At 68.3% G+C, this 22,005-nt stretch carries 25 protein-coding genes; 10 read left to right on the top strand and 15 right to left on the bottom strand.

What is annotated here, in order from left to right:
• Nucleotides 1-33: 33 nt before the first annotated feature.
• Nucleotides 34-285 carry a WhiB family transcriptional regulator gene (locus tag ACIBG5_RS37770; protein ID WP_012922773.1) on the bottom strand — a complete coding sequence of 84 codons (252 nt, stop codon included), beginning with the start codon at nt 283-285 and terminating at the stop codon, nt 34-36.
• Nucleotides 286-857: 572 nt separating this feature from the next.
• Between ACIBG5_RS37770 and ACIBG5_RS37765 the strand changes: the two genes are divergently transcribed.
• Entirely contained in the window at nt 858-1,136 is a 279-nt protein-coding gene (locus ACIBG5_RS37765; RefSeq protein WP_396396585.1) for a hypothetical protein, read from the top strand.
• A gap of 7 nt (nt 1,137-1,143) precedes the next feature.
• On the opposite strand, the gene ACIBG5_RS37760 is transcribed toward ACIBG5_RS37765, so the two are convergent.
• The 8 genes from ACIBG5_RS37760 to ACIBG5_RS37725 all read right to left on the bottom strand — a co-directional run bounded on the left by ACIBG5_RS37760 (nt 1,144) and on the right by ACIBG5_RS37725 (nt 7,739).
• On the bottom strand, nt 1,144-1,929 hold the full coding sequence (locus ACIBG5_RS37760; RefSeq protein WP_396396584.1) for an RNA polymerase sigma factor SigF: 786 nt from the start codon (nt 1,927-1,929) through the stop codon (nt 1,144-1,146).
• Nucleotides 1,926-2,318, bottom strand: coding sequence for an anti-sigma regulatory factor (locus ACIBG5_RS37755; RefSeq protein ID WP_131358455.1), 393 nt, complete (start codon nt 2,316-2,318; stop codon nt 1,926-1,928). Before ACIBG5_RS37755 ends, ACIBG5_RS37760 begins: the two co-directional genes overlap by 4 nt.
• Before the next feature lie 122 nt (nt 2,319-2,440).
• Nucleotides 2,441-3,259, bottom strand: a complete 819-nt coding sequence (locus tag ACIBG5_RS37750; protein WP_396396582.1) for an amino acid ABC transporter ATP-binding protein — start codon at nt 3,257-3,259, stop codon at nt 2,441-2,443.
• Nucleotides 3,259-4,221, bottom strand: a complete 963-nt coding sequence (locus tag ACIBG5_RS37745) for an amino acid ABC transporter permease (RefSeq protein ID WP_360444459.1) — start codon at nt 4,219-4,221, stop codon at nt 3,259-3,261. Before ACIBG5_RS37745 ends, ACIBG5_RS37750 begins: the two co-directional genes overlap by 1 nt.
• Nucleotides 4,222-4,227: 6 nt before the next feature.
• Nucleotides 4,228-5,133 carry an ABC transporter substrate-binding protein gene (locus ACIBG5_RS37740; protein ID WP_396396580.1) on the bottom strand — a complete coding sequence of 302 codons (906 nt, stop codon included), beginning with the start codon at nt 5,131-5,133 and terminating at the stop codon, nt 4,228-4,230.
• A gap of 172 nt (nt 5,134-5,305) precedes the next feature.
• Nucleotides 5,306-6,061, bottom strand: a complete 756-nt coding sequence (locus ACIBG5_RS37735) for an amino acid ABC transporter ATP-binding protein (protein ID WP_396396578.1) — start codon at nt 6,059-6,061, stop codon at nt 5,306-5,308.
• The gene (locus ACIBG5_RS37730) at nt 6,061-6,846 is read right to left on the bottom strand and encodes an amino acid ABC transporter permease (protein WP_396396576.1); all 786 of its coding nucleotides are present in this window, start codon (nt 6,844-6,846) and stop codon (nt 6,061-6,063) included. The genes ACIBG5_RS37735 and ACIBG5_RS37730 overlap by 1 nt, the downstream gene beginning before the upstream one ends.
• 47 nt (nt 6,847-6,893) lie before the next feature.
• Nucleotides 6,894-7,739, bottom strand: coding sequence for an ABC transporter substrate-binding protein (locus ACIBG5_RS37725; protein WP_396396574.1), 846 nt, complete (start codon nt 7,737-7,739; stop codon nt 6,894-6,896).
• A gap of 206 nt (nt 7,740-7,945) precedes the next feature.
• On the opposite strand from ACIBG5_RS37725, the gene ACIBG5_RS37720 reads away from it, so the two are divergent.
• Nucleotides 7,946-9,142, top strand: coding sequence for an NADP-dependent malic enzyme (locus ACIBG5_RS37720; RefSeq protein WP_396396573.1), 1,197 nt, complete (start codon nt 7,946-7,948; stop codon nt 9,140-9,142).
• A 67-nt stretch (nt 9,143-9,209) separates the two neighbouring features.
• Here the strand turns inward: ACIBG5_RS37720 and ACIBG5_RS37715 are convergent, their stop codons facing one another.
• Complete coding sequence (locus ACIBG5_RS37715; protein ID WP_396396572.1) at nt 9,210-10,544, bottom strand: hypothetical protein; 1,335 nt, start codon at nt 10,542-10,544, stop codon at nt 9,210-9,212.
• 109 nt (nt 10,545-10,653) lie between these two features.
• On the opposite strand from ACIBG5_RS37715, the gene ACIBG5_RS37710 reads away from it, so the two are divergent.
• The 4 genes from ACIBG5_RS37710 (at nt 10,654) to ACIBG5_RS37695 (ending at nt 12,929) form a co-directional block, all read left to right on the top strand.
• Nucleotides 10,654-11,013, top strand: a complete 360-nt coding sequence (locus ACIBG5_RS37710) for a MerR family transcriptional regulator (RefSeq protein ID WP_396396571.1) — start codon at nt 10,654-10,656, stop codon at nt 11,011-11,013.
• Between the two features lie 22 nt (nt 11,014-11,035).
• Nucleotides 11,036-12,004, top strand: coding sequence for a zinc-binding dehydrogenase (locus ACIBG5_RS37705; protein ID WP_396396570.1), 969 nt, complete (start codon nt 11,036-11,038; stop codon nt 12,002-12,004).
• Nucleotides 12,005-12,508, top strand: a complete 504-nt coding sequence (locus ACIBG5_RS37700) for a GNAT family N-acetyltransferase (protein ID WP_396396569.1) — start codon at nt 12,005-12,007, stop codon at nt 12,506-12,508.
• A 118-nt stretch (nt 12,509-12,626) separates the two neighbouring features.
• Entirely contained in the window at nt 12,627-12,929 is a 303-nt protein-coding gene (locus tag ACIBG5_RS37695; RefSeq protein ID WP_396396568.1) for a WhiB family transcriptional regulator, read from the top strand.
• Between the two features lie 531 nt (nt 12,930-13,460).
• Here ACIBG5_RS37695 and ACIBG5_RS37690 read toward each other — a convergent pair.
• On the bottom strand, nt 13,461-14,696 hold the full coding sequence (locus tag ACIBG5_RS37690) for a sodium:proton exchanger (RefSeq protein WP_396396567.1): 1,236 nt from the start codon (nt 14,694-14,696) through the stop codon (nt 13,461-13,463).
• Between the two features lie 114 nt (nt 14,697-14,810).
• Between ACIBG5_RS37690 and ACIBG5_RS37685 the strand changes: the two genes are divergently transcribed.
• Nucleotides 14,811-15,167: a metalloregulator ArsR/SmtB family transcription factor gene (locus ACIBG5_RS37685; RefSeq protein ID WP_360444425.1), complete on the top strand. Its 357-nt coding sequence runs from the start codon at nt 14,811-14,813 to the stop codon at nt 15,165-15,167.
• Between the two features lie 17 nt (nt 15,168-15,184).
• Here the strand turns inward: ACIBG5_RS37685 and ACIBG5_RS37680 are convergent, their stop codons facing one another.
• The 4 genes from ACIBG5_RS37680 to ACIBG5_RS37665 all read right to left on the bottom strand — a co-directional run bounded on the left by ACIBG5_RS37680 (nt 15,185) and on the right by ACIBG5_RS37665 (nt 20,755).
• Nucleotides 15,185-15,910 carry an AAA family ATPase gene (locus ACIBG5_RS37680; protein ID WP_396396566.1) on the bottom strand — a complete coding sequence of 242 codons (726 nt, stop codon included), beginning with the start codon at nt 15,908-15,910 and terminating at the stop codon, nt 15,185-15,187.
• A gap of 26 nt (nt 15,911-15,936) precedes the next feature.
• The gene (locus tag ACIBG5_RS37675; protein ID WP_165554028.1) at nt 15,937-16,113 is read right to left on the bottom strand and encodes a DUF6104 family protein; all 177 of its coding nucleotides are present in this window, start codon (nt 16,111-16,113) and stop codon (nt 15,937-15,939) included.
• A gap of 1 nt (nt 16,114) precedes the next feature.
• The gene (locus ACIBG5_RS37670) at nt 16,115-19,930 is read right to left on the bottom strand and encodes a multifunctional oxoglutarate decarboxylase/oxoglutarate dehydrogenase thiamine pyrophosphate-binding subunit/dihydrolipoyllysine-residue succinyltransferase subunit (protein ID WP_396396564.1); all 3,816 of its coding nucleotides are present in this window, start codon (nt 19,928-19,930) and stop codon (nt 16,115-16,117) included.
• Between the two features lie 426 nt (nt 19,931-20,356).
• On the bottom strand, nt 20,357-20,755 hold the full coding sequence (locus tag ACIBG5_RS37665) for a DUF3052 domain-containing protein (protein ID WP_396396562.1): 399 nt from the start codon (nt 20,753-20,755) through the stop codon (nt 20,357-20,359).
• A gap of 150 nt (nt 20,756-20,905) precedes the next feature.
• Between ACIBG5_RS37665 and ACIBG5_RS37660 the strand changes: the two genes are divergently transcribed.
• The 3 genes from ACIBG5_RS37660 to ACIBG5_RS37650 are packed head-to-tail and all read left to right on the top strand — an operon-like array spanning nt 20,906 to nt 21,967.
• Complete coding sequence (locus tag ACIBG5_RS37660; RefSeq protein ID WP_396396560.1) at nt 20,906-21,046, top strand: hypothetical protein; 141 nt, start codon at nt 20,906-20,908, stop codon at nt 21,044-21,046.
• 25 nt (nt 21,047-21,071) lie between these two features.
• Nucleotides 21,072-21,743, top strand: coding sequence for a FadR/GntR family transcriptional regulator (locus ACIBG5_RS37655; protein WP_360444408.1), 672 nt, complete (start codon nt 21,072-21,074; stop codon nt 21,741-21,743).
• A gap of 14 nt (nt 21,744-21,757) precedes the next feature.
• Nucleotides 21,758-21,967, top strand: coding sequence for a DUF6343 family protein (locus ACIBG5_RS37650; protein WP_396396559.1), 210 nt, complete (start codon nt 21,758-21,760; stop codon nt 21,965-21,967).
• The last annotated feature ends 38 nt before the right edge of the window (nt 21,968-22,005 follow it).

Below are 22,005 nucleotides of genomic sequence, written 5' to 3'. Positions count from 1 at the left end.
CGCGGATCCCGCGGGGCCTGGCGTTCTGGGGCCTCAGGCGGTGCGGATGCGGGCGCGGGCGTTGCGGCGCTTGAGAGCGCGGCGCTCGTCCTCGCTCAGACCGCCCCAGACACCGTGATCCTGGCCGGCTTCCAGCGCCCAGGCGAGGCACTGTTCACGCACGTCGCAGCGACGGCACACCTGCTTGGCCTCCTCGATCTGCATGATCGCGGGCCCGGTGTTGCCGATGGGGAAGAACAGTTCCGGGTCCTCATCGAGGCAAACGGCCCGGTGGCGCCAATCCATGGCGGATCCCATCTCTCTCAGTAGTGGTCGTACGCTGTCGGGTAGGTCTGTGCCCGATCAGCAGTGCTGTACTCGTGATGCTTCTCGCACGGGGGGTTCGGGTGCGAGGTGCGTGTTGTGAACGTTTTCACGAACGAGACCATGTTCCCAATCTCAGCTGAGTGAAACAAGGGTTCTGGAGTTGTCGATCAGATCACAACACTTCCTTAACACTACGAACCGGTGCGCGATGGTTCGCCCCGTCCGGTAGCCGGACGGAGAAGATCATCCGCAATCACCCGTTCACTGCAAGTAACCGATCCAACCGCTCATTGGTTACGCACAACCTCGAAGCCCTTGTGGGGCTGGGGGTTCCGCGACCCGATCGGGCTCGCGGAAAGAGCAGGTGTTCGTCCCTTGCGCCCGAAGTACACCTCGGCATGGGGCATTAAGCTGGCGAAGTGCCGACCGACTCCCCAGCTGCCGCCGTACCGAGACCGCTCAAGCTAGCCGCGGCTGTGGTCGCTGCGGAAGGGCTTGTGCTCATCGTTCTGGGAATTGCCGAAGCATTTACGATCCATGGATCCCGGCTGGTGGTCGGACTGACCACCGCCGTCTTCTTCATCGCGTACGGCGCCGGCCTCGGCCTGGTGGCCCGTGGATTGTGGCGGGCCTCGACCTGGAGCCGAGGGCCGGCCGTGTTCGCCCAGCTGATCCAGCTGCTGGTCGCGTACAGCTTCTGGGGTGGGTCGACGAAGGCTGTTTCGGTCGCGCTGGCGCTCGCGGCCGTCGGCGTACTGATCGGACTGTTCCAGAAGGCGTCGACCCTGGCGCTGGCCGACGACCCGACCAAGGACCGTCCGGTCCTGTAGACGCCCTCTACTCCCTCAGCAGGCCTGTCCGGAGCTCGGTCAGGGTGCGGGCCAGCAGGCGGGAGACGTGCATCTGGGAGATGCCGATCTCCTCGGCGATCTGGGACTGCGTCATCCCGCGGAAGAACCGCAGCGTCAGGATCCGCTTCTCCCGGGTGTCCAGCTGGGCCAGCAGCGGTTTCAGCGACTCCCGGTACTCCACGCTCTCGAGCGCCTCGTCCTCGCCGCCGAGCCCGTCCAGGACCGTGGTGGCGTCGGCCTCGTTCTGGTCGGGAGCGTCCAGGGACAAGGTGTTGTACGCGTTCGCGGACTCCAGCCCCTCGATCACCAGGTCCGGCGACAACCCGAGTCGCTCGGACAACTCGGCGACCGTCGGCGCGCGGCCCAGCTCCTGGGTCAGCTCGGCGGTCGCGGCGGTCAGCGACAGCCGCAGCTCCTGCAGCCGCCGTGGCACCCGGATCGCCCAGCCCTTGTCCCGGAAGTACCGCTTGATCTCGCCCAGGATCGTCGGCGTCGCGTACGTCGAGAACTCCACGCCTCGATCGGAGTCGAAGCGGTCGATTGCTTTGATCAGGCCGATCGTGGCCACCTGGACCAAGTCGTCGTACGGCTCGCCGCGGTTGCGGAAGCGGCGGGCCAGGTGTTCCACCAGCGGCATGTGCAGGGCGACCAGGCCGTCCCGGGCCAGGGCGCGGCCGGGATCGCCCCCGGCCATCACCCGGAACAGCTCGGCTGTCCGGGTGCGCAGGTCTGTAGGTTCCTGGGGCTCGCCCAGTGAGCGGTCGTCGGTCACGCCTTCTCCGCGGCGGTGGCGGTTGCCGTCACGGTGATGGTGAGCCGGCCGTCGATGGTCTCGGCCGCCGCGGACTCGACCAGCGCTGTCAGCACGGTCCAGCCGAACGACGACGTGTCCGGCCGCCAGCCGTTCGGTACGACGGCGCTGGTCCGGACGGTGAGCTGCGGCGGGTCGATCTCGAAGACGCAGTCCAGTACGCCGTCGGAGGCCTGCGGCAGCAGCAGGGCGCACGCCTCGTCGACGGCGATCCGCAGGTCGTCGATCGCGTCCACGGTGAAGTCGTTGCGAGCCGCCAGGTTGCCGACCACCGACCGCGGGACGGCGATGTAGGCACTGTCCGCCGGGATACTCAGTCGGACCTCGGCGGATCGTCCGGTGCTGCTCACGCTGCCTCCCTCGTGTCCGGCGGCCGCTCGGCTCACCATGCCGTACATCTTCCACGCTCGAAGCGGTTGATGCACGGCGAACAGGCCGGCCCGTTCGCACGGGCCGGCCGGACCGGTGGGAATCACGGGTGCTCGTGCTCCGAGCGCAGCCGGGTCAGGAACGCCTTGGTGCGCTGGTGTTGCGGGTTGCCGAGCACGTCGCGCGGAGGACCGGACTCGACCACCACGCCGGCGTCCATGAACACGACGGTGTCGGCCACGTCGCGGGCGAACGACATCTCGTGGGTGACCACGATCATCGTCATCCCCTCGTCGGCCAGTTCCCGCATCACCGCGAGCACCTCGCCGACCAGCTCCGGGTCCAGCGCCGACGTCGGCTCGTCGAACAGCATCAGCTTGGGCTGCATCGCCAGCGCCCGGGCGATCGCCACCCGCTGCTGCTGACCGCCCGACAGCTGCGCGGGGTACGCCGCACCGCGGTCGCCGAGGCCGACGCGGTCGAGCAGGTCCTGGGCCCGGGCCCGCGCCTCCTTCTTGCCCTCGCCCTTGACCTGCGTCGGCGCCTCGGTCACGTTCTCCATCGCGGTCTTGTGCGGGAACAGGTTGAACCGCTGGAAGACCATCCCGATGTCGCGGCGCTGGGCCGCGATCTGCTTGTTCTTCAGGCGGTACAGCCGCCCGCCGCGGTCGTCGTACCCCATCAGGTCGCCGTCCACCCAGATCCGGCCGCCGTCGATCGTCTCCAGCTGGTTGATACAGCGCAGGAACGTGGTCTTGCCGGACCCCGACGGACCGAGCAGGCAGACCACCTGACCGCGGTTCACGTCCAGGTCGATGCCCTTGAGCACCTCGTTGTGGTGGAACGACTTGGTCACGTTGACCGCGTGCACCAGCGGCTCGGCCGGAATCTGCGCCGACTCGGCCTCAGCGGCTGCCGTCATCACGCACCTCCCGCGCCGGCCGGGCGGGCGGCCCGGGGTGCCCGGTTCCCGAAGCCGCGACCGAAGTGCCGCTCGAGGAAGTACTGGCCGATCATCAGCAGACTCGTCACGGCCAGGTAGTACAGCGCCGCGGCGACGGCGATCGGGAACGTCTTGTAGTACGTGCTCCCGATCGACTGCAGCTGGTAGAACAGCTCGCCGATCACCGGCACCGCGACCAGCAGTGAAGTGTCCTTGAGCATCGCGATCGTCTCGTTGCCGGTCGGCGGCACGATCACCCGCATCGCCTGCGGCAGGACCACCCGGCGCATCGCCTTGCCGTTGCTCATCCCGAGCGCCTGGGCGGCCTCGGCCTGGCCCGGATCGACGCTGAGGATGCCGGCCCGGGCGATCTCGGCCATGTACGCCGCCTCGGACAGGCCGAGGCCGATCACACCGGCGACCAGGCCGGTGAAGATCTGGTTGGCGTCCAGCGTGAACAACCGCCAGTCACCCGACATCCCGAGCCACTCGATGATCTTCCAGTCGAACGGCACCCCGAACGCGACACCCTCCTGGAACAAGATGCCCAGCGTGCCCATCGTGAACAGCAGGATGTAGCGCGGGATGCTGCGGAAGAACCAGGTGAAGACCCAGGCCACGCCGGCCAGGATCGGGTTGTCGGACAGCCGCATCACGGCCAGCAGCACGCCGCCGGCCACACCGACGATCATCGACAGCACGGTGACCAGCAGCGTGCCCTTCACGAAGCCGCTGATCACCTGCGACTGGTTCATCGCCTCGAAGACGAACCGCCACTCGAACGCCTTGTTGGTGAGCAGCAGGTGCAACAGCATCGCCGCCAGTACGGCGATGATGGCGATCGCGACCCACCGGCCCGGATGCCGGACCGGTACGGCATCGATCGCACCGGGCCGGTCGGCGGCCGACTCGGTGGAACGCGTTTCGCTATCGGTTGTCATCGCGGCTCACGGGTTGACGGCGAAGTCGCTGATCGCACCCGAGTCGTTGTTCCACTTGGCCAGCGTGCTCTTGTAGGTGCCCTCGGTCTGCAGCGCCTTCAGTGCCTGGACGATCGCGGCCGCGAACTCGGTCTGCGCCTTCGGAACCACGTAGCCGTACGGCGCCGCGTCGTAGATGTCGCCGAGCTGCTCGAGTTTGCCGTTGGTCTGCTTGATCGCGTACAGCACGACCGGGGAGTCGGCGAGCATCGCGTCGGCCTTGCCGGACACCAGGTCCGCGGTCGACTGGTCCTGCTTGTCCCGCGGCAGTGTCTTGATCGCCGGCTTGCCCTCGGCCTTGCACTTGGCCTGCCGCTTCGGCAGGTCGTCCTGCTCCTGCGTCGTACCCTTCTGGACCGCGATGGTCTTGCCGCAGGCGTCGTCGGCGTTGATGCCCTTCGGGTTGCCCTTCGCGGTCGCCCACAGGGTGCCGGCGTTGAAGTAGCTGACCATGTTGACCTGCTGCTTGCGCTTGTCGTTGATCGTGAACGACGAGACGCCGACGTCGTACTTGCCGCCCTGGACACCGGTGATGATGGTGTCGAAGCTGGCCGGCTGCCACTCGACCGTGACGCCGAACTTCTGCGCCACCGCGTTGAACAGGTCGACGTCCATCCCGACGACGGTCTTGCCGCCCTGCAGGGACTCGTTCGGCGGGTAGCTGGCGTCCACGCCGACCACGATCTTGCCGGCGGACTTGATCTTGGCCGGCAGTGAACCGCTCAGGTCGGGTCCACCACTGGACGGCGCGCTCGACGGGGCGCTGCTCGGCGCGCTGCCGGCGCCGTTGTTGTCGAGCGAGTCAGAACCACATCCGGCGGCCGCGAGAACCAGGACGCCGGACAACACGAGCGTCCTACGCAGGACAGACATCTAGTCCTCCAAAGCTGGGTGCCGGACGGGCCCGGCGCCATGTGTCCGCATCTTGACACAGGCCGATAGCCGGGGCGCACCGATGGGGGCCCAATGGAGACCTATTCGTAGTCCTGGCCCGCTGTCGCGCTGCGGCCCGTCGACCTCCCGGGCACGCAGCGTGACAATTCGGTCAGGTCGGCTCGACGTGGGTCGGGTCGAGCACCCGGCGCAGGAACGTCCGGGTGCGCTCTTGCCTCGGGTCGCCGATGACGTCCGCCGGCGGACCCTGCTCGACGATGACGCCGCCGTCCATGAACGCGACCCGGTCCGCCACCTCGCGGGCGAAGGCCATCTCGTGGGTGACCACGAGCATGGTCATCCCTTCGAGCGCGAGCTTGCGCATCACGGTGAGTACGTCGCCGACGAGTTCGGGGTCGAGCGCCGAGGTCGGCTCGTCGAACAGCATCAGCGCCGGATCCATCGACAGCGCTCGGGCGATCGCCACCCGCTGCTGCTGACCGCCGGACAGTTGCGCCGGGAAGGCGTCGATCTTGTCGCTCAGGCCCACCCGCTCCAGGTTGGCCCGGGCGACCCGGTCTGCCTCGGCCGGGCCGCGTTTCAGCACCGTCCGCTGGGCGATCGTGCAGTTGGCCAGCGCGGACAGGTGCGGGAACAGGTTGAACTGCTGGAACACCATGCCGATCTGCTGCCGCGCGGCATCCAGGTGACAGTCCGGGTCGGTGATGTCCTCACCACGCACGAACACCTGTCCCTGCTGGGGCTTCTCCAGCAGGTTCACACAGCGCAGAAGCGTCGACTTGCCCGAACCGGACGGGCCGATCACGCAGACGACCTCGCCCTGCTCGACGGTGAAGTCGATGCCGCGCAGGACATGGTTGCTGCCGAACGACTTGTGCAGGTCCCTGATCTCAACCACCGGTGCCATCAGCGCGTCCTCTCCGTCCTGGCCTCGAGCCGGCGGACCAGCAGGCCCAGCGGCAGCGTGATCAGCAGGTAGCAGAAGCCGGCCGTGACGAGCGGCGTCAGGTTGGCCTCGGTGTTGGCCAGGTCGCGGCCGAAGCCGGTCAGCTCGTACCCGTCCGCGGCGACACCGATCATGAACACCAGCGACGAGTCCTTGACCAGCAGGATGAGGTCGTTGGTCAACGGCGGCAGCACGATCCGGAACGCCTGGGGGAGCACGATCTTGCGGGTCGCCAGCCCGGCCGGCATACCGAGCGAGCGGGCCGCCTCGACCTGTCCCTTTGGCACCGCCTGGATGCCGGCCCGGATCACCTCGGCCATGTACGCCGACGCGACGATCCCGAGCGCCAGCCAGACCACGCCGTACGGGTCCCAGGGAATCGTCATGCCCTCGAACGCCAGCGGCAGCAGGCTGAACGCGATGAACACCACGATCGCCGGCAGGCCCCGGAAGAACTCGATGTACGCGGTCGCGATCCACCGGTACGGCCCGACCTGGCTCAGCCTCATCAGCGCCAGCACGGTGCCGCCGACCAGACCGATCACGAACGCGCCGGCGGTGTACTCCAGCGTCTTGACCAGCGCGGTGAGAAGCCCGTTCTGGAAGGCCTCCTTGATGAACTGCGGCTTGAAGAAGACGCTGACGATCTGGCCCCAGTCCGCGCTGAACGCGGCGACCAGGAGGAGAACGACGAGGACGGCGTACTGGATCCCGCGGGAGCGGCGAGCCCGTTGCCGCGGGCTCAACCCCCTCCGCTGAACAGTTTCGGTGGCGGAGCTCATTTCCTGTCGGCTCACTTCTTCGGCTCCACCCCGAACCACTTCTTGTAGATCTCGTTGTACTTGCCGTCCGACTTCGCGGTGGTCAGCAGGCCGTTGAACTTCTCCACCAGCTTCGGCCCGCTGCCGTCCTTGAGGGCGGCGAAGCCGTAGTGCTCACCGGTGTCGAACTCGGCCACCACGGCCATGTCCGGGTTGTCCTTGATGAAGTCGTACAGCAGGCCGTTGTCGTTGATGGCGGCGGCGACCCGGCCGGACTTCACGTTGTTCTCCTGCAGCGCCGAGTCGGGGAACGGGATCACCTTGTAGCCGTACTTGTCCTTGTTCTCGTCGGCGTACTTGTGGCCGGTGGTGTCGGCCTGGGAGCCGAGGTTCTTGCCGCGCAGGTCCTCCAGGCCCTTGATGCCGGAGTCCTTCTTGGCCATCAGCACCTGGGTGGCGTCCATGTACGGGTCGGTGATGCTGATCGCGGCCTGCCGCTCCGGCGTGATCGTCATCGCGCCCATGCCCATGTCGCACTTCTTCGCCTTGAACGCGGCGCCCGAGGTGACCTGCGCCCACTCGATGTTCACCACCTCCTGCTCCAGGCCGAGGTCCTGCGCGACCAGGTCGAGCAGGTCGACGTCGAAGCCGACGACCTTGTTGCCGTCCTTGTACTGGAAGGGCTTGTACGGCAGATGTGTGCAGACAGTGAACTTGCCCGGCTTGACCAGCGTGATGCCGGCCGCCTTCGCCTTGTCCTCGGATCCACCGGCGCCCGAGTCGTCGCTGCCACAGGCGGCGAGCGCGAGCGCGAGGACGGCGACCGTGGTGGCGGCGGCTGTCAGGCGGCTCTTGCGGAGGGTGGAGACGATGTTCATCGCGAATTCTCCTCGACATGGTGGGGGGAAACCGCATCCTGACACAACAGGCAGTCCGACGCCCGGCGTTCGTCTCGGAGCGAGACTGGATCGTCACCGGATGTGGGACCCCTCACAGCAGACCAGTAGGCCGTGTGGTTTACTCGTGCGCACGGGCGATCCCCTGTTGTCGAACACTTCCACCCACGTTTTGCGAAAGGGCTCTGATGGTCGCCCAGCCATTCTCACCAGAGGTTCCCGACCCGTACGCCGGTGATGCCGTCTTCGAACTGCATCGCGGTGGCAAGATCGAGGTCACCTCGTCCGTGCACGTCCGCGACGCCGCGGACCTGTCCAAGGCCTACACGCCGGGCGTCGCCCGCGTCTGCACCGCGATCGCCGAGAATCCCGCGCTGGTACGGCGCTACACCTGGAAGTCCAACGTGGTCGCGGTCGTCACCGACGGCACCGCCGTACTCGGGCTCGGCGACATCGGGCCGGCCGCCTCGCTACCGGTGATGGAGGGCAAAGCCCTGCTGTTCAAGGAGTTCGGCGGCGTCGACTCGGTGCCGATCGCGCTCGACTGCACCGACGTGGACGAGTTCGTCGAGACGGTGGTCCGGCTGGCTCCGACGTTCGGCGGCATCAACCTGGAGGACATCTCCGCGCCGCGGTGCTTCGAGATCGAGCGCCGGCTGAAGGAGCGCCTGGACATCCCGGTCTTCCACGACGACCAGCACGGTACGGCGGTCGTCGTACTGGCCGCGCTGCGGAACGCGCTCCGGGTCACGGACAAGTCGATCAGTGACATCCGCGTGGTCATCTCCGGTGCGGGTGCGGCCGGGGTCGCGTGTGCGCGAATCCTTTTGCAGGCGGGGGTTGGCGACTTGGCCGTCGTCGACAGCAAGGGTGTGCTGCACGAGGATCGCGCCGACCTGAACCCGGTGAAGCTGTCGCTGGCCCGCGACACCAACACCGGTGGGCTCTCCGGCCGCCTGGTGGACGCGCTCGACGGTGCCGACGTGTTCCTCGGCGTCTCCGGCGGGACTGTGCCCGAGGAAGCGATCGCCCGGATGGCACCGGGGTCGATGATCTTCGCGCTGGCGAACCCGAACCCCGAGGTGCACCCGGACATCGCCCACCGGCACGCCGCCGTGGTCGCGACCGGCCGCTCGGACTTCCCGAACCAGATCAACAACGTGCTCGCGTTCCCCGGCATCTTCCGCGGCGCCTTCGACGCGAACGCGTCCCGCATCACCGAGGGCATGAAGCTCGCCGCCGCCGAAGCACTGGCGAACCTCATCGCGACCGAGGACCTGCGCCCCGACTACATCATCCCGTCGCCCTTCGACCCCCGCGTCGCCCCGGCCGTCGCCGCCGCGGTAGCGGCAGCCGCCGAAACCGACGGAGTCGCCCGCCCCTGACTGGTCGCTGTCGGGTTATGTCACCGCTGGCGGGATAGTTTCCGGCCAGCGGTGACATAACCCGCTATCAACTGCGGACGATCATGCGGTCCCACCACTGGGCGGCTTGGTTGAGCATGGGGATGTCGTGGCCGCCGGACTGGATGTAACCGGTCATTGCCAGTCGGGAGTAGACCGCGGACATGGTGCCGCGGCCGGAACCGTCGTACCAACCGCCTCGGCGGATGTCGTCGTCACCCGTGCCGGGGAACGTGGTGCGGTCCAGGCCGAGCCAGGGGAAGTCGGCGGGAACCGCGAGCTGGGTGGCCTCGATGAACCGGTGCGTGTACTCGATCTTCGCGTCCAGCCCGTGCCAGAACTGTCCCGGTGCGAGCACGCTGCGCGGAGGAGCGCCACGCCAGTACGACGCCAGCCAGGCAGCCGAGTCCGGCACCTTGACCCGGTTGTCCCGGACCGCCTTCAACGCCGTACCCAGCTGGGCGATCGCGTTCGGGGACCAGCCGTAGGTGATCAGGTAGGGCTGCTCGCCGGTCTCCTCGCCGATCACGTACGTCGCTCCGTCCAACGGGAAGCCCGCGGGAGCGCCGGCGTAGATCAGGCTCGGATCGATCTGGGTCGTGCCGAGCAGGTGACGGGTGCCGGACGCGGCGGCGTCGTTGTAGGTGGCAGTGTGGAACCGGCCGTAGCCGGTAGCGAGTGCGCGGACCGCGGCGTACTGGTCCAGTGACAGCATCGACGGCGCCCAGTGCTCGACATCCCAGGTGCCCATGTTGCCGTCGTCACCGGCGACGAAGTGCGGGAAGGCGCCGACGTACCGGTCGTTGTGGAACGACGTGACGGCCTCTTCGCGGGTGTACTGCAGCGCGGCGACCCGGTCCAGCATCGCTCGGGCCGCGGTGTCGGCGGACCGGATCCGCGACGGGTCGCCGTGCCGGTGCTCGAGGTACTCGGCGTAGTCGACCAGAAGCTCAGCGCGTCCCGTCAATGTGCGGATGTCGCCGGTACGCAGCACCTTGTCGGGCTGCGTGGCGTACAGGTCGAGGAGCGCGGTCACGAAGGTCTCCAGGTTGGCGCGCAACCGCGGATCGCTCTGGAGGTACGGGCTTCGCAGGAACTGCAGAGCGAGGTCCGTGCTCATCTGGCCCGGCTTTCGCCCCAGGATGTAGTCGAGCAGCTCGTCGGCGGTCTGGCGCTGCCGCGGGTCGCCGGTGACGTCGTACATCGCGGCCAGCGCGGCGTGCGCATGCGACGCACCCTCGAAACCTGGGTCGGTGGCGACGCCGTCGGCAGTGATCTGAAGGTAGGCGCCGGTGACCTGTGCGGTCGGGGCGGCCGGGGCGGTCGTGGTCTGTCCGGTCAGCAAGGCGGCGGTCACACCCGCGACCACCAGTGCGCGTAGCATCGGGTCTCCTCAGGGGATTACGGTCATGGCCCTTATTGCCGATCCGGAGGCAGGTTAAACTCCGACACGCATGTGAGGGTCGAGTCGTGGAGGTGGCGACGGGGTGCGGATGGGCGAAATGGTGGCGCGGACCGGGGTCAGTGAGCGGTTGCTCCGGTACTACGAGCACCAAGGGCTGCTGAGGCCGCAGCGGCTGGCGAGCGGGTATCGCGAGTACGCCGAGAGCGACGTCGACGTGGTGGCCAGGATCCGGACCTTGCTGGCGGCCGGGTTGTCGACGGCGACGATCTCGCAGGTGTTGCCGTGTGTCACGGCGAAGCTGGAGCCGAGGTGCGAGGTGCTCATCGACCAGCTGCACCAGGAGCGCGACCGGATCACCGCCTCGATCACCGCACTCGAGGAATCCCGTCGCCTGCTCGACGGCGTGCTCTCCACTCCGACGGTGAATTCGGTAACTGACTCCGACTGAACCACTGGCTAGGGTGGTACGCATGCTTGCTGCCTACGCCGCAAAGTTCGACGCCGACGACCCGATCGCCGCTTTGGAGGTGGGGGAGTGCCCTGACCCGACGGTGCCCGAGGGCTGGGTGACGATCGACGTCCGGGCGACCGCGCTCAACCACCACGATCTGTGGTCGCTCAAGGGCGTCGGACTGGCCGAGCAGAACCTCCCGATGATCCTCGGCTGTGACGCGGCCGGGATCGACCCGGACGGCAACGAGGTCGTCGTGCACGCGGTGATCTCCGACCCGGCATGGAAGGGTGACGAGACGCTCGACCCGAAGCGGTCGCTGCTCAGTGAGCGCTACCAGGGAACGCTCGCGGAGAAGGTCGCCGTACCGGCTCGCAACGTCGTACCGAAGCCGGCCGGGCTGAGCTTCGAGCAGGCGGCGTGCCTGCCGACCGCGTGGCTGACGGCGTACCGGATGCTGTTCACCCAGTCGGGTCTGAAGCCGGGTGACACCGTGCTGGTGCAGGGTGCCGGCGGTGGTGTCGCGACCGCGCTGATCACGCTGGCGCGGGCGGCGGGGATCCGGGTCTGGGCGACCAGCCGGGACGACGGGAAGCGGGCGAAGGCGCTCGAGATCGGCGCGCACGGCGCGTTCGAGTCCGGTGCGCGGCTGCCGGAGCGGGTGGACGCGGTGATGGAGACGGTCGGGCAGGCGACCTGGTCGCACTCGCTGAAGTCGCTCAAGCAGGGCGGCACGATGGTCATCTCCGGCGCGACCAGCGGCCAGGCGCCGAAGTCGGCCGAGCTGAACCGGATCTTCTTCCTGCAGCTCAGGGTCCAGGGTTCGACGATGGGCACCCGGACCGAGCTGGCCGAGCTGCTCCAGTTCATGGCGAACGCCGGCATCTCGCCGCACATCGACTCGATCCTGCCGCTGGCCGACGCCCGCAAGGGTTTCACCAAACTCAATGAAGGTGACGTCTTCGGCAAGATCGTCTTCACTGTCTAGGTGCAACCTCTCATCCGCCGCGCCACCGTCGAGGACTCCGAGGCCGCGGCCTGGTGTCACTTGCTCTGCTGGCGGGAGGCGTACGCCGATCTGGTCCCGGCCGACCAGTTGCTCGAACGGACCAGCGACATCGACCGCCGGATCGAGCGTTGGGCGACCGCCGCCAAGAACGGATGGGTGCGCTGGCTCGCGCTGAACCCGGATCCCGCGGCCGGAGTCGAGGACCGCGTGGTCGGTTTCGCGTCGGGCGGGCCCAACCGGGACGACGACGCCCCGACTCCGCTCGAGCTGCAGGCCATCTACACCCGCCAGAAGTGGTGGGGGACCGGGCTCGGTGCCCGGCTGCTGGAGATTGCCATTGGCAAGGATCCGGCGAGCCTGTGGGTGTTCGAGGACAACCGGCGGGCCCGGACGTTCTACCAGCGCAACGACTTCGTCGAGGACGGCGCCCGCAAGCACGATCCGTTCTTCGGCCTCTGGGAGATCCGGATGGTCCGGCGCTGACGTTGCACGGCTGAAACATGCGCGTCGCAATGGGGCAATGAGGCGGGCGCACTCTGGTCCTACCGCGGGAAACCCCCGCGGGTCGATCCGCCCGATCGATGAGGGACCAGGAGGGCCCATGAGGCCGACCTTGACGGTGATCGCCGACCCCGCCGACCGCTGGATGACCCGGGCCGCGTGCGTCGGCCAGGCGCCGGCGTACGACGAGTCCGCCACGCACTGGGAGCAGCGCCGGGCCCAGGCCGTGTGCCTGAACTCGTGCCCGGTGATCGACGAATGCCGTGAATGGGCCCGCAGGACCAAGTTCACCGGCACCGCGGCCGGCGAGAAGTTCCTCTCCGGCCGCCGCCGCGGCAAGCCCGGCCCCCAGGAACGCCGCCGCGGCGCCCTGGTCGAGGCCGAAGAACAGCAAGCCAGCTGACCCCGCCCACCCGCCTCCCTCCCCGTCTGATGGGTCCACCCACCAGAGCGCGGGTTGGCGAGTCGCACGCGGTGGGCCAACCCGCGGTCTCGTGGGCTGACCCCCCGCTCGCCCGCCTCCCTCCCCGGTCTGATGGGTTGACCCACCAGAGTGTGGGTTGGCGAGTCGCACGCGGTGGGTCAACCCGCGGTCTCGTGGGCTGACCCCCCGCTCGCCCGCCTCGCTCCCCGGTCTGGTGGGTTGACCTATCAGAGTGTGGGTTGGCGAGTCGCACGCGGTGGGCCAACCCGCGGTCTCGTGGGCTGACCCACCGCTCGCCCGCCTCCCTCCCCGGTCTGATGGGTCGACCTATCAGAGTGTGGGTTGGCGAGTCGCACGCGGTGGGCCAACCCGCGGTCTCGTGGGCTGACCCACCGCTCGCCCGCCTCGCTCCCCGGTCTCGTGGGTTGACCCACCAGAGTGTGGGTTGGCGAGTCGCACGCGGTGGGCCAACCCGCGGTCTCGTGGGCTGACCCACGAGACGGGGACGGATCAGACCTCGACGAGCTCGTCGGCGCGCTCGGCGTTGGCGGGCTTGTCCGTCTTACGGAACGGCGAGGTCAACGTTGCGATGAGGTACTGCCGGTTGCGCACGGCCGCCACGATCGCGAGCACCAGGTAGATCCCGCTGATCACATACCGCCCGGTCTGACCCGGTACGGCGAACTGGATCGCGAACAGACCCAGCAGCGTCCAGGCCGCCCAGCGGGGGAAGCGCAGGCTCAGCAGTACAGCGATTCCGAGCAGCGTCTGCGTCGCGGTGAGCAGGAACTCCTCGATCTGCCGTCCGTCCAGGTGCAGCGCCATCGGTCCACCGCCGATGCCGTAGGCGATCGGGAGGCTGCCGATCAGCAGCGTCCACTGGTTCACCTTGGCCGAGATCAGCAGGCCGAGCGCGGCCGCGCCCTTGCCGCGCCAGGCGAAGAGCAGCGCGACGATGAACTCCGGCGCCTCCGAGGCCAGCGGAGCCAGCCACTGGACCAGCAGGAACTGATCGATCCCGAGTGCGTGGCCACCCTCGACCAGCGAGTCCGCGAACGGCTCCGCGGAGGCCAGGATCACCCCGGCCGAGACCAGGAACATGCCGATCACCGCGATCCGCCGCTGCACCGTCGGCAGCCCGCCGATCGTTGCCGCCGGCCCGATCAGGTCCGGCTCGTCGTCGTGCTCCGACATCGCGGCGCGGTACAGGTAGTAGGCGAAGAACGCGAGCAACAGGATGCCCAGCACCAGGTGGATCTCGCCGGTCACCGGGATGACGAAGGCGACCAGACCGGCGACGGCCAGGAAGCCGAGCTCGCGGCGGTACCCGGACTCGAGCACGAGTGCCTTGACCGACCGCCGGCTGCGCCGCGAGGCGACGTACAGGCTGAGGAGGACGACGCTGGACCAGCCGAGGCCGAGGAGCAACCGGTTCGAGCCGGTCATGTTGGCGGCGGCGAACTGCACGTAGTCCGGGTTGCTGCCCGCCGTGTGGGCGAAGTACAGGTCCACGGCGTACTCCGGGAGCACCGCGATGACCGCCAGCAGGGCGATCGCCAGACCGCCCGAGATGTCCACCTCCGCGGCCTCGGCCGCCCAGGCGAGTACGAATGACGCGGCGACCACGGCGAGGCCGAAGATGAAGATCGACGGCAGGGCCGAGGGGTGTGTGCCGGTGAGCCGGAGGGCGACCGCGGGGGTCGCCACCACGAGCAGCAGGAGCACAGGGCGGAGGGCTCGGAACATGGTTCCAGCCTGCCACCGTTTTGATACTTTCGCAATTGCGAAAGTGTGAGACCGTCCTCACCCCGGCCCGGCGGACTGCCGCACAGCCCCTTCAGCGGTCACAATGACTGCGCGATGACGACACCGTTTCCCGAACCTACGAAGGCCCAGCTGGACTCCGCCGCCGGCACCTTCGCGATGCTGTCCGCCCCGGTGCGGCTGCATCTGGTCTCATTGGCGGCTCAGGGCGAGTACGACGTGGGCACACTGGCCGAGCGGGTGGGCGTGAGTATCGCCACCGCCAGCCAGCACCTCGGCAAGCTCCGGCTGGCCGGCATCATCACCGCCCGCCGCGAAGGCCGCCGACACATCTACACCGTCGACGACCCGCACGTCCTGAACCTGGTCGACCAGATCTTCGAGCACATCGCTCCGGACGGCACCCTGGCTCCCGACCCACCGTTGCGGACCCGCCCGCCACACGCGGACTAGCGGCCGCCACACGCGGACTAAAGCACGTGCCGCAAGTACTGCTCGGGGTGACGCAGGTAGGCACGCCAGTTCTGCACGAGCTCGAGGTCTTCCCAGACCGTCTTCCGGATGCCCCAGTCGCCGGTCTCCAGGATCGTTGCCCCTGGCAAAGCGGCGATCACGGGGGAGTGGGTCGCACAGAGCACCTGCGAGCCCGACTCGGCCAGCCGGTTGAGTACGCCGACCACGGCGAGGCTGCTGGAGAACGAGAGAGCCGACTCGGGTTCGTCCAGGCAGTAGAACCCGCGCCGGGTGAAGCGGTCGTTGATCAGGGTCAGGAAGCTCTCGCCGTGGCTCATCTCGTGGAAGGCCACGTCCGCCGGGCCTGAGGGGCGAGGGTTGTCCTCGAGGTAGGTGTAGAACCCGTGCATGGTCTCGGCGCGCAGGAAGAAGCCGGCCCGCTTGCCGCCGACGCCCCGGGTCAACAGGAGTTCGTCCGCCAGTGGTGACTCGGTCGTCCGCGTGGTCAGCCGGGCTCCGGTGGAGCCGCCCTCGGGGGACAGGCCGTAGGCGACCGCGATCGCCTCGACCAGAGTGGACTTGCCAGTGCCGTTCTCGCCGACGAGGAAGGTGACACCGGGATCCAGGTCGAGACCGTCGGTCAGCAGTTGCCGTACTGCGGGAATCGTGTGCGGCCAAGGCCCGGACGGACGAACGCCCTCCGCCGCGGCCACCCGGCGTACGGGCTGCTCAGCGAGGGGCACTCGCTCACTCTAGAACAGCGTGAGGCTCAGTCGTCCTCGTCGTCGAGGCGGGCCAGCCAGGTGGCGAACCGCTCGATCGGGGTCTCGAACTCGGGGTTCAGGTCGACGAACTCGCGTAGCCGCTCGGCCACCCAGGCCAGCGTGACGTCTTCCTCGCCACGCCGGCCCTCGAGTTCCTCGATCCCTCGGTCGGTGAAGTACACGTCAGCTGAAGGCCTGCTTCAGCAGCGTGGACTGCTCGGCCTGGTGCGCACCCATCGAGCCCACCGAGGTCGCCGACATGGCCGGCCGGGACACCCGGTAGAACGGCTTGCCGCCCAGGTGCTCGGTCAGGTTCAGCGCCATGAACGGCCACGGGCCCTGGTTCGCGGGCTCGTCCTGGACCCAGCGGATCTCGGTCGCGTTCGGGTACTTCGCCAGCTCCGCGACGATCTCGTCGCTCGGCAGCGGGTAGAGCTGCTCGACCCGGATGACCGCGGTGCTGATCTTGTCCGGCTCCGCCTTCTTCCGCTCGGCCAGCAGGTCGTAGACGATCCGTCCGGACGCCAGCACGATCCGGTCGACCGTGCCCGCGGTGGCCTCCGCCTCGGCGTCGCTGATGATCGGCCGGAAGGTGCCGTGGGTGAGCTCCTCCGGCTGCGACACCGCCTCCTTGCGCCGCAGCAACTGCTTCGGCGTGAAGACGATCATCGGGTTGTGCTCCTCGCCGAGCGTGTGCCGGCGGAGCAGGTGGAAGTACGACGCCGGCGTCGACGGCTGAGCGACCGTCATCGCGTTCTCGGCACACAGCTGGAGGAAGCGCTCGACCCGGGCCGACGAGTGGTCCGGGCCCTGGCCTTCGTACCCGTGCGGCAGCAGCAGCACGACACCCGACTTCTGGCCCCACTTCGCCTCACCGGCGGAGATGTACTCGTCGATGATCGACTGGGCGCCGTTCACGAAGTCACCGAACTGCGCCTCCCACACGGTCAGCGCGTCCGGCCGGGCCACGGAGTACCCGTACTCGAAGCCAAGGGCGGCGTACTCGCTCAGCAGTGAGTCGTAGACGTGGAAGTTCGCCTGGTTCTCGTCCAGGTTCTGCAGCGGGACGTAGTCCTGGCCGTTGACCCGGTCGATGATCGCGGCGAACCGCTGCACGAATGTGCCCCGGCGGCTGTCCTGACCGGCGAGCCGCACCGGGCGCCCGGCCAGCAGCAGCGAACCGAACGCGGTGATCTCCGCGCTGGCCCAGTCGATCGGGCCCTGGGTGATCGCGGTCGCCCGGCGCTGCAGCTGGGGCAGCACCTTCGGGTGCACGGTGAAGCCCTCCGGCAGCGTGGTGTGCGCGTCGGCGATCTTCTTCAGCACCTCGGGCGTTGTCGCGGTTGCGTCCGGGCCCTCCGGCTTGTCCGGGTAGACCGGCACCGTCACGTACGGCGCTGGGGTGTCCGGCTGGCTCTTGGCCTCGCGGACCTCGGCGAACACCCGCTCCAGCCGCTGCTGGAAGTCGCGCATCGCCTGCTCGGCCTCTTCGACCGTGATGTCGCCACGGCCGATCAGGGCCTCGGTGTAGAGCTTGCGGACCGACCGCTTCTGCTCGATCAGGTCGTACATCAGCGGCTGGGTGAAGCTCGGGTCGTCGCCCTCGTTGTGCCCGCGGCGGCGGTAGCAGACCAGGTCGATGACGACGTCCTTGTTGAACGCCTGGCGGTACTCGAAGGCCAGGTCGGCGACCCGGACACAGGCCTCGGGGTCGTCGCCGTTGACATGGAAGATCGGCGCCTGCACCATCCGGGCCACGTCGGTGGAGTACATCGACGAGCGGGACGAGGCCGGCGAGGTGGTGAAGCCGACCTGGTTGTTCACGATCACGTGGATCGTGCCGCCGGTGCGGTAGCCGCGCAGCTGGGACAGGTTCAGCGTCTCCGCCACCACGCCCTGGCCGGCGAAGGCCGCGTCACCGTGGACCAGCACCGGCAGCACCGGGAACGCGACGCCGCGGTCCAGGATGTCCTGCTTGGCCCGGACGATGCCCTCGAGCACCGGGTCGACCGTCTCCAGGTGGGACGGGTTCGCCGCCACCGACACCTTGATCTTGTCGCCGAACTCGGAGACGAACTCGCCCTCGGCGCCCAGGTGGTACTTGACGTCACCGGAGCCCTGCACGGTCCGCGGGTCGATGTTGCCGTCGAACTCGCGGAAGATCTGGCCGTAGGACTTGCCCACGATGTTGGCCAGCACGTTCAGCCGGCCACGGTGCGCCATACCGATGACGACCTCGTCCAGGCCGGCCCCGGCCGCCTCCTCGCAGAGCTCGTCGAGCAGCGGGATGGTGGTCTCGCCGCCTTCCAGCGAGAACCGCTTCTGGCCGACGTACTTGGTCTGCAGGAAGGTCTCGAACGCCTCGGCCTCGTTCAGCTTGGCCAGGATCCGCAACTGCTCCTCGCGCGGCACCTTGGTGTGCGGCCGCTCGACCCGCTCCTGGATCCACTTGCGCTGCTCGGGGTCCTGGATGTGCATGTACTCGATACCGGTGGTCCGGCAGTACGAGTCGCGCAGGATGCCGAGGATCTCGCGCAGCTTCATGAACTTGCGCTCGCTGGCCGCCCCGAACGAGCCGGTGGCGAACTCGCGGTCCAGGTCCCACAGGGTCAGGCCGTGGGTGGCCACGTCCAGGTCCGGGTGGCTGCGCTGCTTGTACTCCAGCGGGTCGGTGTCGGCCATGATGTGGCCGCGCACCCGGTAGGCGTGGATCATCTCGAGGATGCGCGCCTGCTTGGAGACGTCCTCCTCGTGGCTGTGCGGGAGGTCGGCCGCCCAGCGGATCGGCTCGTACGGGATCCGCAGCGACTGGAAGATCTCGTCGAAGAAGCCCTCTCCGCCGAGCAGCAGCTGGTGCAGCCGGCGCAGGAACTCACCCGACTGGGCGCCCTGGATGATCCGGTGGTCGTACGTCGAGGTCAGCGTCATCACCTTGCTGACCGCGAGCTTGGCCATCGTCTCGTCGGCCGCGCCCTGGTACTCCGGCGGGTACTCCATCGCGCCGACGCCGACGATGCAGCCCTGGCCGGCCATCAGCCGCGGCACCGAGTGCTGGGTGCCGATGGTGCCGGGGTTGGTCAGGCTGATCGTGGTGCCCTGGAAGTCGGGCAGCGCGAGCTTGTTGTCCCGGGCCCGCCGTACGACGTCCTCGTAGGCCATCCAGAACTCGGCGAACGTCATCGTCTCGGCGGCCTTGATCGACGGCACCAGCAGCTGCCGGGTGCCGTCCGGCTTCTGCATGTCGATGGCCAGGCCGAGGTTGATGTGCTGCGGCTGGACGTGGGTCGGCTTGCCGTCGGTCTCGTCGTACGACGCGTTCATCTCCGGCAGCGTCTTCAGCGCCTTCACCAGCGCCCAGCCGATCAGGTGGGTGAAGGAGACCTTGCCGCCGCGGGCCCGCTTGAGGTGGTTGTTGATGACGATGCGGTTGTCGATCAGCAGCTTGACCGGGACCTGCCGGACGCTGGTCGCGGTCGGGACCTGGAGGCTGGTCTCCATGTTCTGCGCCGTCCGCGCGGGCGCGCCGCGCATGATCTGGCGCTCGGTGTCCGCGGTGGTGGCGGGAGTGGCCTTGGGCTGGGCGCTGGGCGGCTGGTTCACCGTGCCTCCGGTCGGGGCGGCGGCTTTCGTGGCCGGCGCTTGCTTCGCTGCTGGCTGGCTCTGCGGTACGGCGGCCTGCGTGGCCGGGGTCTGCGTGGCGGCTGCGGCCGCGGCAGGTGCGCTCGAAGCCGGCGCAGACGGCGCAGTGCCGCGGCTCGGTGCCTCGGGAGTCTTGTTGTCCGATACGGCGTCGGGCCGGGGAGCGTCGGCCGGGGTGCTCGTCACCGGCTGCGCGTCACCAGGCTGGGATGCCTTGAAGCTGTCACTCTTGAAATAGGCGAGCCACGCCGGATCCACCGAATTCGGGTCCTGCAGGTACTTCTCGTACAGCTCGTCGACCAGCCATTCGTTCGCACCGAAGGCTGCTAGGGGATTTGTGTCTGATGGCTCGGTGGCCACTTGGCAGTTCGCCTCTTCCGATCGGGTCCGGTACCGCGGTGGTTAATGCTGATGTTATGGGTGGTTCCCCAGGGCAAGGCTAATAGCACGCGACCCTCTTCCACAGCCTGGGACCACCGGACCAGTGTGTCGGGTGGTCGGGCTTTGGCGGCTGGATCGCTCGAGGCCTGAAACACTGTGCTGACAGGTGTTTCAGCTCACCGGGCCGACGCTGATCGACCGGTGCTCCGCCGTCCGGACGAACCGTGTCCGGGACGCCTTGCAGTGGAGGGTTTCCGGCGACTCTGACGGTGACCCACGGTGTACGGTTCCAGCCTAACTGGCCACTGTATGCAGTTGCGCACTCGCCCCAGGTGATGATCAGGACTGTGCAGGAATGTGGCCAACGTCACGCTCCGGATCAGTCCACTTCGACACGACTGGTCTTCAGCGGTTGCTGAGCCGCCGAACCAGCTTGAGGCCGGACCAGGTGGCGTCGACCGCACAGACCTTCACGTCCACGACGCCGAGCGGCAGCGCCAGCTCGCGAATGCCGTTCTCGTCCAGGTCGGTCGGTACGCCGGACGACCGCTTCGGCCATGCGATCCAGATCATCCCCGCGGTCGTCGTCTTCGCCAGCAACACCGGCAGCCGCTTCGCCAGCCGGGCCCGGTCCGGGCAGAACGCGAACACCACGTCGTACGGCCCGCGCCCCAACCGCCGCGTCGCCGGCACGCCCTCGATCACGAACCCGTCCGGAGCGTTGTCGAGGAGCACTGCGTGTTCCGCCTTGATCCCGAGCTTGGCGACCAGCGGCTTACCCGAATACCCAGGTGTCGTGCCCATAGCCGGATGCTATGTTCTGGATATCAAACATCCAGAAAAAGCAGAGGTGCGCGATGGCCTCCACGATCCGGCCGGGTTCGGTTACAGCGGTCCGCCGGGCTCGACTACGAGAACGTCTTCCAGCTGCGGACGTACATCGTCGACCACTCGATGGACAAACTCGCTGCGCTCGGTCGGGTGATCGCGACGTACTGGCCGGAGCGGCCGCCGGTCCAGACCCTGCTCGGCGTCGCCTCGCTCGCGCTGCCGGAGATGAGCTTCGAAGTGGACGCTGTCGCGGTACGTCGTTGAGCGGTGCGGGCGGCATACTGACCAGATGGCGTTGACGGACGAGGCGATCGTCAAGATCAAAGGGATGATCACCTCGGGGGAACTGGGTCCGGGGGATCGGCTGCCGAAGGAGGCGGACCTCGCGGCGAGGCTGGGCCTGTCACGGAACTCGCTGCGCGAAGCGGTGAAGGCGTTGACACTGGTCAACGTCCTCGACGTCCGGCACGGTGACGGCACCTACGTCACCAGCCTGGACTCGTCGCACCTGCTGGACGCGCTGAACTTCATGGTCGACCTGCACCGCGACGACTCCGTGCTGCAGTTCTTCGAGGTACGGCGGTTGCTCGAGCCCGGGGTCGCCGCGCTGGCCGCGGTCCGGATCAGTCGGGAACAGGTCACCGAGCTGCGGCTGCTGTGCAGCGACCTCACGCCCGACGCGGAGGTGGAGGAACTGGTCGCCAACGACCTCAGGTTCCATCGCTGCATCGCCGAGGCGACCGGGAACATGGTTGTCTGCTCGCTGCTCGACGGAATCTCCGGAGCGACCCAGCGGGCCCGGATCTGGCGCGGTGTCACCCAGGCCGGCGCGGTCGAGCGGACGCTGTCCGAGCACGCCGCGATCCTGGACGCGATCGAGGCCGGTGACGCCGAGGCTGCCCGCGCCTGGATGACCGCCCACATCGCCGGCGTCGAGACCTGGCTCCGCAAGGCGCCCTGAGGTAGTCCGGTGGTATGGCGTTCGAACCGCCGCCACCCCGCAGTGCGCTGACGCTACGGCTGGTCCTGTCGTGCTTCGGCGTGGCGCTGTTCGTCACGTCCGCGATCCTGTTCGCGGCGTACGACGTACCGGCCGGCTGGGTGATCACCTGCGTGGTCCTGGCGGTCGTCGCCCTGGTCGACCTGGTGATCGTTGCCTGGCGCAAGCGCCGGGAACATGGTTGAAACGGTGAAGCACGGCCCGCTACTCTGGTGGACGTCCC

The organism is Kribbella sp. NPDC050241, assembly GCF_044459685.1.
Taxonomy (GTDB): Bacteria; Actinomycetota; Actinomycetes; order Propionibacteriales; family Kribbellaceae; genus Kribbella.
This window is presented reverse-complemented; position numbering and strand designations above follow the sequence as displayed.